The sequence below is a fragment of the Gemmatimonadales bacterium genome, from assembly GCA_035502185.1.
GTDB lineage: Bacteria > Gemmatimonadota > Gemmatimonadetes > Gemmatimonadales > JACORV01 > Fen-1245.
The window spans coordinates 82,868-95,232 of sequence record DATJUT010000045.1 but is presented as its reverse complement, the minus strand read 5'-3'; the positions used below and the strand labels follow the sequence as shown (position 1 = coordinate 95,232).

The following is a 12,365-nucleotide window of genomic DNA, read 5'->3' as shown; positions in this document are numbered from 1 at the left end:
GAGGCTCTTTTGAACCCCGCTGCCGCCCTCCCCACCGTCTTTAGCGCCCGAGCCCGAAGCGGTCTAACCCCGTCGCGCCGAGGCCGCGGGTAGGCCGTCAGGCCCCCGGAGCGGGACCGACTCTCACGAAACCCCTGTAATCATTGGTGCGCCCAGGAGGACTCGAACCCCCAACCTTTTGATCCGTAGTCAAACGCTCTGATCCAGTTGAGCTATGGGCGCACGCGAGAACCGCGCGGAATGCGGACACTAGCGGAAGGGGCGGGGCGGCGCAAGTCCCTGCATCCGAGGCGAATGAGCCGTATTCGTCACCGGCCCCGTAAACTCGGAGCGCGTCGATCCCCCGGGAACCGAGCGAGGAGGAAAAAGCCCGCATGACGGCCGCGATCTCTCTTCAGGGCGTCGTGAAGCGCTTCGGCAGGTTCGCGGCGGTCGACGGCCTCGACCTGGAGATTCCGCACGCGACCACGTTCGGGCTGATCGGCCCGAACGGCGCCGGGAAGACGACGACCATCCGGATGCTCACCGGCCTGCTGACCCCCACCTCGGGCGACGCGTGCGTCGCGGACTACGACGTCGTCACCGAGCCCGAGGCGGTCAAGCAGCGGATCGGCTACATGTCCCAGCTGTTCTCGCTCTACGGCGATCTCACGGTGGAGGAGAACATCGCGTTCTTCGCGGGGCTCTACGGCGTCGCCGGCGAGCGGCTCGCGGCGCGCCGCGCGTGGGTGCTCGCGATGGCGGGGCTCGAGGACCACCGGAGCCAGCTCACCGCCGAGCTGTCGCTCGGCTGGAAGCAGCGCCTGGCGCTCGGGTGCGCGGTGCTCCACGAGCCGCCGATCCTGTTCCTCGACGAGCCGACGTCCGGTGTGGACCCGATCTCGCGCCGCAACTTCTGGGAGCTGATCTACACGCTCGCCGACGGCGGCACGACGGTGCTGGTGAGCACCCACTACATGGAGGAGGCGGAGTACTGCCACCGGCTGGCGCTGATGAACCGCGGCAAGCTGATCGCGCTGGACACGCCCCAGAACGTGAAGGGGCTGATGCGGGAGCCGCTGCTCGAGGTCACGACGCGGCAGGGACCCGCCGTCGCCGAGGCGCTGCAGGGACAGCCGGGGGTCCTCGAAGCCGCGATGTTCGGGCGCGCGGTGCACTGCGCCGTGACGGACGCGAAGGGCGCGGCCGAGAGCATCCCCGCGTACCTGGCCGGGCGCGGGCTGTCGGTCCAGGGCATCACGCCGATCGCGCCCTCGCTCGAGGACGTGTTCGTCGCCCTGGTGCGCCGCGAGGGCGGCGCGGTGGAGGGCTAGGTGGCGCGCCTCAGCCTGCGGCGGCTGTGGGCGATGGCCCGCAAGGAGTGGCTCCACGTCCGGCGCGACACGCGGAGCCTCGCGATGGCGTTCGTGGTCCCGGCCGTGATGGTGGTGATGTTCGGCTACATCATCAGCTTCGACGTCACGGACATCCGGATGGCGGTGCTGGACCGCGACCGCACCACCCAGAGCCGGGACCTGGTGGACGCGTTCCGGTCCTCCGGCTACTTCCTCGTCACCGCGCAGCTCGACGACGAGCGCCGGATCTCGCCGCTCCTCCAGCGGGCCGACGTCCGCCTGGTGCTGGTGATCCCGCCGGACTTCTCGCGCAATCTGACGGCGCGCCAGCCGGCGCCGGTGCAGGCCCTGGTGGACGGCGGCGACGCGAACACCGCCTCCATCGCCATCAACTACGCGCAGGCCATCACGACCACGTACTCGGTGCACGCGGTCCTCAAGGGCCAGGCGCTGCCGGTGCCCCTCCAGGCCCAGTCGCGGGTGTGGTACAACGAGGACCTCAAGAGCAGCAACATGATCGTGCCGGGCCTGATGGCGACGATCATGATGATCCTCTCGGCGCTGCTCACCGCGCTCACCATCGCGCGGGAGTGGGAGCGCGGGACGATGGAGCAGCTCGCGGCCACGCCGGTGCACCGCCTCGAGGTGATCCTCGGCAAGCTGCTGCCGTACGTCGGCATCGGCATCGTGGACATCGTGCTGGTGGCGGTCGTGGGCGGCGTCGTGTTCGCGGTGCCGTTCCGGGGCAATCCGTTCTTCCTGATGGCGATGGCGTTCCTGTTCCTCGTGGGGGCGCAGGGCCTCGGGATCTTCATCAGCGCGACGTCCAAGTCGCAGTTCCTCGCCACCCAGCTGGCGATGATCACCACCTTCCTGCCGGCGACCCTGCTCTCGGGGCTGATGTTCGACATCGCCAGCATGCCCAAGGTGCTGCAGGTCATCAGCCTCGTGGTGCCGGCCCGCTACTTCATCACGGCCGTGCGGGGCATCTTCCTCAAGGGGGTCGGGTTCGAGGTGCTGTGGGGCCAGGCGGTGGGGATGATCGTCTTCGCCGTGGTCGGGCTCGGCCTGGCGGTCCACGCGTTCAAGAAGGAGATCGCGTGAGGCTGCTCGGGCTCGACCTCGACCGGCTGGCGCACCTGGCGCGCAAGGAGCTGACCCAGACGCTGCGCGACCCGCGGGCACTGCGGGTCATCTTCATGGCCCCGATCCTCCAGCTCATCGTCTTCGGCTACGCGGTCAACACCGACGTGAGGAACACCGCGCTGGTGCTGTACGACCGGGACAACACCGCGACCTCGCGCCAGCTGGTGGAGGAGCTGACCGCGTCGGGCTACTTCCGGGTCGAGGAGGTCGCGACCCGCGCCGCCGACCTGGCCGAAGCCCTCGACCACGGGCGCGCGATCCTCGCGCTCGAGATCCCGCGCGGCCTCCAGACCGACCTCGGGTCGGGCCGTCCGGCGACCGTGCAGCTGCTGATCGACGGCACGACGTCCAACACGGCGACCGTGGCGCAGGCGTACGCGAGCCAGATCATCCTCCGCTTCGGCCAGGAGCACGGAAGCCAGGTGGCGCAGACGGCGAGGCTGCCGGGCGGGAAGACGCCCGGCGTGGACCTGCGGGTGCGGGCATGGTACAACCCGAACCTCGAGAGCCGGGTCTACAACGTCCCCGGCGTGGTCGGGAACCTGATGATGCTGATGTCGCTGCTGCTGACGACGCTGGCGGTGGTGCGGGAGCGCGAGCTGGGCACCCTGGAGCAGCTGATGGTGAGCCCGCTCACGCCGGCCGAGATGATCGTCGGCAAGACGCTGCCGGTGGTGGGGATCGCGATGATCGACCTGGCGCTCATCACCTCGGTCGCGACGCTGTGGTTCCACATCCCGCTGCGGGGCAGCCTGGCGCTCCTGTTCCTGGTGAGCCTCGCCTACGTGGTGTGCGGCCTGGGGATCGGCCTGCTGATCTCCACCGTCTCGAACACCACGCAGGAAGCGTTCATGACGATGTTCATGTTCTTCCTGCCGGCGATGATCCTCTCGGGGTTCTTCTTCCCGGTGGAGAACATGCCCCGGCTGTTCCAGTACCTGACGCTGATCAACCCGGTGCGGTATTACGTCGAAGCGGTCCGGGCGATCTTCCTCAAGGGGGCCGGCCTGGCCGTGCTGTGGCCGGAGCTGGCCGTGCTCGCGGCGATGGGTGGGACGATCCTGTGGTTCGCGTCCACCCGCTTCCGGAAAACCAGCGCCTAGGCCGCTTTCCGGCCCCGTTTGACGCCCGACTGACGTCCCCCGTCTATTCTCTCTGGTAGTGGATGCCCGGGCTGCGGGTGACGGAGGGACGCGCGGTCAATGATGACCGATGTTGTCTGGATCAAGACCTTCCCGGACGCGGAGACGGCGCGCGGCGCGCGTGAGCGGCTTGCCGCCCGCGGCGTCGAGTGCGTGGTCGCCGAGCATACGGGCTACAGTCTGCCGGCGCTGGTGCCACCCGTCCCCGGCTACCGCGTGGGCGTGCACGCCGACGACGTGAAGGCGGCGCTCGCCGTCCTGTGGGATCAGGGGGCTGAGGCGACATAACGCGTTGTCAGGCGTTCGCTGCCGAAGTTGCGAGTCCGCGCCGCGGCATCCGCGAAGTCCCACCCTGTCGATTCCGTCCTACCTCGTTCGACGCCCATCCGGAGCCGGGGTCGCGGGGCCGGACCACTCCCCGCACCGACAACGCCGCCAAAACCGGAGGAGAGAGACGCGATGCAGAAGATCACGACGTTCCTGACGTTCAGGGACCAGGCGGAAGAGGCCGTGACGCTCTACACCTCGGTCTTCAAGAACTCGAGGATCACCAGCACCCGGCGCTACGGCGACGCGGGCCCCGGGCCGAAGGGCGCCGTCATGACGATGGCCTTCGAGTTGGAGGGCCAGCCCTTCATGGCCCTGAACGGTGGCCCTTCGTTCACGTTCGCCGAGGGCATCTCGCTGTTCGTCGACTGCGAGACCCAGGCGGAAGTGGACGCGCTGTGGGAGAAGCTGACGGCCGGCGGCGGCAAGCCGGGCCGCTGCGGCTGGCTCACCGACCGGTTCGGCGTGTCGTGGCAGATCGTGCCGTCCGTGCTCGGCGAGGTGCTCGGCGGCAAGGACGCCGAGGGAGCGAAGCGCGCGATGCAGGCGATGCTGACGATGGCCAAGCTGGACATCGCTGCCCTGCGGCGGGCGTACGAGGGGAAGTCGGCGGGCGGGAGCGCGCGCGCCGGCTAGACGACCGGCGCGCCGCCCAGGGCCGGCAGCAGGAGTCGCGCTTCGGCGCCCTTCCCCTCCGTCCGGTTGGCGAGCGTCAGCCGGCCCCCGTGGGCTTCCGCGATCTGGCGGCTCAACACCAGCCCGATGCCGGAGCCCTCGGGCTTGGTGGTGAAGAACGGCACGAACAGGTTCGCCGTGTCCGCGAGGCCCGGTCCCTCGTCGTGGACCCACACCTCGACGAACTTCCGCTCGCGCCGCCAGCCCACCTCGACGCTCCCCCCGGTTTCGAGCGCGGCGTCGGCCGCGTTGTCCACCAGATTGATGAGCAGCTGGTCGAGCTGATCGCCGTCGGCCGCTATGACGACGTCGGGACCCGCGTCCACCGCCACCTCGATCCGGCGCTCGAGCGCGGCCACCCGGCGCACCCAGGTGGCCACGTCGAGCGGCTGGAGCCTGGGGGGCGGCAGGCGCGCCAGGCGGGCGTAGGACGCCATGAACCGGCTGAGCGACTCGGCGCGGCCCGCGATCAGCGACAGGCCCTTCGCGACGTCGTCGGCATCGCCGCCCGCGGGAACGGCCCCGTGCGCGTTCCTCGACCCGGGTGCGACCAGGCGCTGCAGGCTCTCCGCCACCGACTTGATGGGCGCGAGGGAGTTGTTGATCTCGTGGCCGAGGACGCGCACCAGGCGCCGGGTGGCCTCGCGCTCCTCCTCGCGCAGCGCGCGGGAGAGGTCCGACAGCACCAGCAGCTGGTGCGGCCGCCCGCCGAGCCGGAAGGTGCTGCGCCGGATCTCCCACCGCCCGCCGCCGCCGGGGAAGCCGGCGTCGAGCACCCGCGGCACCTCGCCGACCAGGCACTCGGCGAGGCCGAGCGACGCGGCGTCGCGACCCACCACCCGCTCCGCCGGCTCGGCGAGGAGCCACTCGCCCGCGCGGTTCACCAGCCGCAGGCGGCGCTGGTCGTCGAACGCGAACACCGCGACGTCGATCTCCGCCATCACCCGCGCCAGCAGCGCGCTCGCCTCCTGCGCGCCGAGCCGCTGCTCGCGCAGCGTCTGGCCGAGCGTGTTGACTTCGAACAGCGCAAGGCCCAGCGCGTCGTCGGTTCGCGCGCCGCGGGCCCGCATCGAGAAGTCCTCTTCCTTGAGCGCGGCCAGCATGTTCGACAGCGTCTGCAGCGGCCGCACGACCCGCTCGCGCAGCGCCGCGGCCGCGCCGAGCCAGACCACGACGACGAGCAGGGTGATGGTCCACGCGACCTTCGCCGCGTGATCGCCGGTCCACAGCAGGAGCAGCGCCGCCACCAGCGCGGGCAGCCCCGACAGCAGGGCCAGCAGGAACACGCGGCGTTCGTGGTTCAGCGGGAGCCTTCCCTCAGAGCCCGTGCGACTTGAGGCGGCGGTACAGGGCGCTGCGCGAGACGCCGAGCTGCTTGGCGGCCTGGCTCACGTTGCCGCCGAAGCGGGCGAGCGCCTTCTGGATCAGCACGCGCTCGACGTCCTCGAGGGTCATGCCCTCGAGGCCGGGCGCGGGCCCCGACGGCGCCTGGAGGGCCAGATCGCCGGCGCGGACCACCTCGCTCGCCGCGAGCAGCACCGCCCGCTCGAGGGCGTGGTCCAGCTCGCGGACGTTGCCGGGCCAGGCGTGCGCGTGCAGCGCCTCGATCGCCCCGCGGTCGAAGCCGGCGATCGGCTTCCGGTACCGCGCCGCCGAGCGCTTCAGGCAGTAGAGGGCGATGGGCAGGATGTCATCGCGGCGCTCGCGGAGCGGCGGCAGCCGGATCTCGATGGTGTTGAGCCGGAACAGCAGGTCCTCGCGGAACCGGCCGGCCGCGACCTCGGCCCTCAGCTCGGCGTTGGTCGCGGCGATGACCCGCACGTCCACCCGGCGGGTGCGCGAGGAGCCGACCCGCTCCACCTCGCCGGTCTGCAGCACCCGCAGCAGCTTGGCCTGCTGGGCCAGCGGGACGTTGGCGATCTCGTCGAGGAACAGGGTGCCACCGTCGGCCAGCTCGAACCGCCCGGTGCGGTCGGTGCGGGCGTCGGTGAACGCGCCCTTCACGTGGCCGAAGATCTCCGACTCGAACACGCCCTCGGAGAGGCCGCCCACGTTCACCGTGACCAGCGCCCGGGAGGCGCGCGGCGAGGAGGCGTGCAGCCACTGCGCGACCAGCTCCTTGCCGGTGCCGTGCTCGCCCGTCACCAGGACCGTGGCGTCGCTGGGCCCCACGCGCTCCATCAGGCGGAGCACCGGCTGCATCGCGGGCGACTCGGCGATGAGGTCGGGGAAGCCGTCACGGCCCAGGAGGCGGTTCTGCTCCTCGAGCCGGGCGCTGCGGCGCAGGGCGCGCGCCAGCTCGAGCTGGGTGCGGAGCTGCGCCAGCAGCCGCGCGTTGTCCCACGGCTTCTCGATGTAGTCCCGCGCGCCCCGGCGCATCGCCTCCACCGCGCCCTCGACGCTCCCCCACGCGGTCATCACGATCACCGGCAGCGTGGCGTCGAGCGCCTGGATGCGGGTGAGGAGGTCGAACCCCTCGCGGCCCGACGTGGTGTCGCGGGTGTAGTTGAGGTCCATCAGCGCCGCCTCGAAGTCGCCCGCGTCGAGCGCGGCGAGGATCGTCGCGGGCGACGTGGCAGTGACGACTTCCATCCCCTCGGCCTTGAGGAGGAGGCGGAGGGCCTCGAGGACGTCCTTCTGGTCGTCGGCGACGAGGATGCGGGCTGTCGTGCTCATCGGCCTAGAAATATGGGGTTTCGGCGTCGGGGGTTAGGGATGGGGTGCCGAAAGCTGGCCACGGGGCCCGGACAGGCGGGGTGACTGGGGATTGGGGTTTGCGGGGCGGCGGGGCCCAAGCCCCAAGCCCCACCCGTCTGCTTCACTCCGCTCTCAACGCCACCATCGGATCCACGCGCGCCGCGCGGAGGGCGGGGACGGCGCAGGCGAGGGCCGCGGCGAGCCCCACGAGCGCCGCGGTCGCCACGCGCGTCGCGGCGTCGCCGGGCGCCACGCCGTAGAGCAGGCCGGCGGCGAACCGGGTGAGCCAGGCCGCCGCCACCAGCCCGATTGCGACGCCGGCGCCGACCAGCGCCATGCCCTCCCCCATCACCATCGCCAGCACCTGCCGCGTGCCGGCGCCGAGCGCGACGCGGATGCCGATCTCGCGCCGGCGTCCCGCCACCGACGCGGCGACGACGCCGTACACGCCGACCAGCGTGAGCCCGAGCGCGAACGCCGCGAACACGCCGATCAGCAGCAGGTTGAAGCGCGGACGCCTGAGCTCGTGGCCCACGCGGTCCTCGAGCGTCGCCAGGCCGCTCGCCTCCATGTCGGGGTCCACCGCGGCGAGGTGCGAGCCCACCAGCTTCGCCACGGCGGACGGGTCGCCGCCGGTGCGCAGCACGAAGAAGCTGGCCCAGCGCGGCGCCTGCTGGTACGGCCAGTAGACCTCCGGCTGCGCCGCGGCGCCCGGCAGGAACGGCGGGATGTCGGCCACCACGCCCACGATCTCCATCGGGGTCGCGTCGTTCTTCAGGCGGATGCGGCGGCCCACGGGACTCGCGCCCCCGAAGTAGCGCCGCGCCATCGTCTCGTTCACCAGCGCGACCCGCGGGGCGCCGGCGCGGTCCGCGTCGGTGAACGGCCGGCCCTGCTTCAGGGCTACGCCCAGGGTCGGGAAGTAGCCGGCATCCATGTCGTACCACCGCGCCACGATCGGCTCGCGCGGCGCCGCGGCGCCGCTACCCTCGAGCACGAACTCGTCCGTCTCGGTGCCGCCGAACAGCGGCCCGCTCGAGGCCATGCCGACCGACCGCACGCCGGGGATCGCCCGCAGCTCGGCGCCGATGCGCTCGAACAGCGCCGCGACGCTCGGGCCGTCGCGGTACTTCCCGTCCGAGGCCAGGGTCCAGAAGGTCAGCAGGTTCTCCCGGTCGAAGCCCGGCTCCCACGTGAGCTGCGACGCGAAGCTGCGCGCCAGGAGAACCGCACCCGTCGCCAGCACGAAGGCCATCGCCACCTCGGCGACGACGAGGCCGCCGCGCAGTCCGAGCGCCTGGCGCCACGCCACCGGCTGGTGGCCCTCCTTGATCGCGGCCGCGAGGTCGAGGCGCACGGCGTGGAGCGCCGGGGCGAGACCGGCGACGATGCCCACCGCCACCGTGAGCACGAGCGCGAAGCCCAGCAGCCGCGCGTCGAGCGTCACGGCTTCCAGCCGCGGCAGGCGGCCGGGCAGGAGCGGCAGCAGCGCGTCCATCGCCCAGCGCCCGACGAGCAGCCCACCGGCGCCGCCGGCCAGGGCCAGCACCGCGCTCTCGATCGCGAGCAGCCGGTACAGGCCGCCCGGGCCCGCGCCGAGGGCGGCGCGCACCGCGAACTCGCGCTCGCGCGTCGCGCCGCGCGCCACCAGCAGATTGGCGACGTTCGCGCACGCGACCAGCAGCAGGATGGCGACCGCACCGAGGAAGACGAGCAGCGTCGGCCGCACCGGCCCGACGACGTGATCGAGGAGGGGCTCGACCCGCACGCCCCAGTCACGGTTGGTCTGGGGGTAGCGGACGGCGAGGTCGCGCTGGATCGCGCCCAGGTCCGAGGCGGCGGCAGCCGCCGTCGCACCCGGCGCCAGCCGGCCGATGACCTCGAAGCCGCGCCACTTGCGGTTCTCCTCGTCCCGGGGGTCGAAGGGGAGCGGCACCCAGAGTCGCACCTCCTCGAGCCCCGGCACCTCGGCCGTGGGCGGCAGCACGCCCACGATCTCGTAGGCGCTCCCGTCCAGCACCAGCGAGCGGCCGACTGCACCGCGATCGGCCCCGTACCAGGTGCGCCACAGCGCATCGCTCAGCACCACCACCCGGTGCGCACCGGGACCGAGATCGCCGGGCCCGAGCAGCCGGCCCAGCGCCGGCGCGACCCCGAGCGTGCGGAACAGTCCCGGCGTCGCGAGGCCGCCGGCCACGCCCTCCGCCGCGGCGCCGCGGCGCGCGCTGAACGACCAGTCGCGCCCGAGGCCGATCGAGGTCAGCGCCCGGCTCGCGCGCGCGAAGTCCTCCACGTCCGGCGGCGACCCGATGCAGAACGCCGCGACCGAGGGATGCGTCTCGCACACCGCCACCAGTCGCTCCGACTCCGGGAACGGCAGCGGCCGGAGCAGCACGCGGTCCACGACGCTGAAGATCGCGACGCTGACGCCGATGCCGAGCGCGAGGGTGAGGATCGCGACGGCCGTGAATCCGCGGCTCTTGGCGAGCGTGCGGACGGTGTAGCGGAGGTCCTGGAGAAAGCTGTCCATGCTCCGAAGCCCCGAGTGGCAGTTCGTAGGGCGTGGGTGGCGGTCTATTCCGTTCTCAACGCCACCATCGGGTCCACCCGCACCGCGCGCCGCGCCGGGACCCAGCAGGCCGCGCCCACGACCAGCGCCAGCAGCACGGGCACCGACACGAAGGTCACGAGGTCGGCGCCGCTCACGCCGTAGAGCAGGTGCGCGAGCAGCCGGCCCGCGCCCAGGGCCGCGAGCAGCCCCGCGGCCATGCCGGCCGCGGCCAGCCGCCCGGTGCGGCCCAGCACCAGCCGCAGTACGTCGCCCCGCGCCGCGCCCAGGGCGACGCGGATTCCGACCTCGCGGGTGCGCTGGGCGACCGTGACCGACACGATCCCGTAGATGCCGACCACGGCGAGCAGCAGCGCCAGCGCCCCGAAGGCCGTCGCCACCCCGGCCGCCATCGTCGGCACGTTGAGCGCGCTGGCGACGAACTCGCGGCCGGTCATCGCGGCGAAGATCGGCAGGTCCGGGTCGAGCGCCCCGATCTCGGCGCGGACCGCGGGCTCGAGCGCCCGCGGATCGCCGCGCGTCCGCACGACCACGGTCACCCAGGAGCGGTAGCTCTGCGCCAGCGGCAGGTACGCGTAGCTCTGCGGCGCCTCCCACACGGCGCCGTACTTGCCGTCCGCCGCGACCCCGACCACCGTGGCCTCGGGTCCGTCCACGGCGTCGAGACGCACGACCTTGCCTATGGGGTCGCGGCCGGGCCAGAACCGGGCGGCCATCGTCCGGTTGACCACGATCACCCGCGGCGCGCCCGCGCTGTCGGCGGGCGCGAAGTCGCGGCCCGCCACGAGTCGGGTGCCCGCGGTGGCGAAGTAGTCGAGCCCCACCGCGCTGCTGTTGACGTCGTACGTCTGCCGCTCGCCCGGGCCGCCGAACCCCGGCACGAAAACGGCGATCGAGTTGCTGGCGCCGTCGAGCGGGAGCGGAAAGGCGAGCGTCGCCGACGCGACGCCGGGCAGCGCCTCGAGCCGCTGCGCGAGGCGGCGGTACAGCGCCTCGCCCCGTGCCTGGTCGTAACCCTGCAGCCCCGGATTGAGCGAGAGCATCAGCCGGCCCGGCGCGGCGATCCCGAGGTCGAGGGCGCGGGCCCGCAGCAGGCCGCGCACGAACAGCCCGCCCGCGACGAGCAGGACCAGGGACACCGCCACCTGCAGCGCCACCAGCAGGTCCCGGCGACGCCGCCGGCCGCCGGTTCCGGTATGGGTGACGTCCTTGAGCGCCGTCACCACGTCGGGCCGCGACGCCTGCAGCGCCGGCGCGAGGCCGGACGCCATCATCGCGGCCACGGCCGCGGCGAGCGTGACCAGCACGACGCGCCAGTCGGGGCGGACGTCGAAACCGACCTGGAAGGCCATCCGGGGCAGGAGCAAGGGTTGGAGATCCTGGCTCCACGCGGCGAGGCCCAGCGCCACCGCCGTGCCCAGCGCGGTCAGCACCAGGCTCTCGGTCAGCAGCTGTCGCACCAGCCGGGCGCGCGAAGCGCCGATCGCGACGCGCACCGCGATCTCCCGGCGCCGCGCCGCCGCGCGCACCAGCAGCAGGTTGGCGACGTTGGTGCAGGCGACGAGCAGCACCAGCGCCACGGCCGACATCGCGAGCGCGGCGCTCGTCGCCATCACCTGCGGCGGCGTGAAGTCGGGATCGTCGCTCGGGCGGCGCTGGGTCACGATCCGCGCGCCGAGGTCGCGGTCTTCGGCGGGATGGGCGCGCGCGAGGTCGGCCGCGAAGGCCGATGCCGCCGCCTGCGTCTCGTCCATGGTGCGGCCGGCCTTCATCCGGCCGAACGCCAGCAGGAAGCCGTTCCCGGGGCCGCGTCCCTGCAGCAAGCCCGCCGAGCCCGGGAGCAGCTCGCGGTGCATCTCGACCGGCACCCAGAGGTCCGGCCGGTAGCCGATCAGCCGCAGGCCGCGGAAGCCGCGCGGCGCGACGCCCACGACGGTGAACGGATGGCCGTTCAGCGTGACCGTGGTGCCGACCACGCGCGGGTCGGCGTCGAAGCGGCGGTGCCAGTAGTCCCAGGCGAGGACCGCGTACGGATCGCTCCCCGGCCCGCGATCGTCCGCCGGCCCGAACAGCCGTCCCGCCGCCGGTCTCAGGCCGAGGAGCGAGAAGTAGTTCTCGGTCACCAGCTCGCTCCACAGCAGCTCGGGCCGCCCGCCGGTGCCGAAGCTGACCGGCGCGCCGTAGTGGCCGCCGAGGCCGGCGAAGCTGCCGCTCCGGTCCCGCCAGTCGAGGTAGTCCTGCCAGGACAGCGGCACCAGCATTCCCTGGCGCCGGTCCGCGCTCCACAGCGCCACCAGCTCGCCCGGACGCTCGACGGGCAGCGGGCGCACCAGCATGGCGTTCACCGTGCCGAAGACGATCGAGTTCGCGCCGATGCCGAGGCCGAGCGTGAGGACGGCGAGCAGCGTGAAGCCGGGGCTCCTGGCGAGCGTGCGGACGGCATAGCGGAGGTCGGCGATCAGCGTGTCCATGGAG

General features: G+C 72.8%; 9 protein-coding genes and 1 tRNA gene. 5 read left to right on the top strand and 5 right to left on the bottom strand.

The window, feature by feature from the left end; genetic code table 11:
- Positions 1-144: 144 nt before the first annotated feature.
- A tRNA-Arg gene (locus VMF70_06020) sits at positions 145-222 on the bottom strand.
- A gap of 152 nt (positions 223-374) precedes the next feature.
- Between VMF70_06020 and VMF70_06015 the strand changes: the two genes are divergently transcribed.
- The 5 genes from VMF70_06015 to VMF70_05995 all read left to right on the top strand — a co-directional run bounded on the left by VMF70_06015 (position 375) and on the right by VMF70_05995 (position 4,585).
- Positions 375-1,313 (top strand): ABC transporter ATP-binding protein, encoded by a 939-nt coding sequence (locus VMF70_06015; GenBank protein HTT67566.1) that lies wholly within the window; start codon positions 375-377, stop codon positions 1,311-1,313.
- On the top strand, positions 1,314-2,438 hold the full coding sequence (locus tag VMF70_06010) for an ABC transporter permease (GenBank protein ID HTT67565.1): 1,125 nt from the start codon (positions 1,314-1,316) through the stop codon (positions 2,436-2,438).
- A complete protein-coding gene (locus VMF70_06005) occupies positions 2,435-3,583 on the top strand; it encodes an ABC transporter permease (GenBank protein HTT67564.1) in 1,149 nt (382 codons plus the stop codon). The genes VMF70_06010 and VMF70_06005 overlap by 4 nt, the downstream gene beginning before the upstream one ends.
- Positions 3,584-3,685: 102 nt before the next feature.
- Positions 3,686-3,910 (top strand): hypothetical protein, encoded by a 225-nt coding sequence (locus VMF70_06000; GenBank protein HTT67563.1) that lies wholly within the window; start codon positions 3,686-3,688, stop codon positions 3,908-3,910.
- A gap of 171 nt (positions 3,911-4,081) precedes the next feature.
- Positions 4,082-4,585: a VOC family protein gene (locus tag VMF70_05995; GenBank protein HTT67562.1), complete on the top strand. Its 504-nt coding sequence runs from the start codon at positions 4,082-4,084 to the stop codon at positions 4,583-4,585.
- On the opposite strand, the gene VMF70_05990 is transcribed toward VMF70_05995, so the two are convergent.
- From VMF70_05990 to VMF70_05975, 4 genes are all read right to left on the bottom strand, one after another.
- Positions 4,582-5,910, bottom strand: coding sequence for an ATP-binding protein (locus tag VMF70_05990; GenBank protein HTT67561.1), 1,329 nt, complete (start codon positions 5,908-5,910; stop codon positions 4,582-4,584). The genes VMF70_05995 and VMF70_05990 overlap by 4 nt on opposite strands.
- Positions 5,911-5,941: 31 nt before the next feature.
- Positions 5,942-7,300 (bottom strand): sigma-54 dependent transcriptional regulator, encoded by a 1,359-nt coding sequence (locus VMF70_05985; protein HTT67560.1) that lies wholly within the window; start codon positions 7,298-7,300, stop codon positions 5,942-5,944.
- 142 nt (positions 7,301-7,442) lie between these two features.
- On the bottom strand, positions 7,443-9,851 hold the full coding sequence (locus tag VMF70_05980) for an ABC transporter permease (GenBank protein HTT67559.1): 2,409 nt from the start codon (positions 9,849-9,851) through the stop codon (positions 7,443-7,445).
- Positions 9,852-9,895: 44 nt separating this feature from the next.
- Positions 9,896-12,361: an ABC transporter permease gene (locus VMF70_05975; protein HTT67558.1), complete on the bottom strand. Its 2,466-nt coding sequence runs from the start codon at positions 12,359-12,361 to the stop codon at positions 9,896-9,898.
- Between the last annotated feature and the right edge of the window lie 4 nt (positions 12,362-12,365).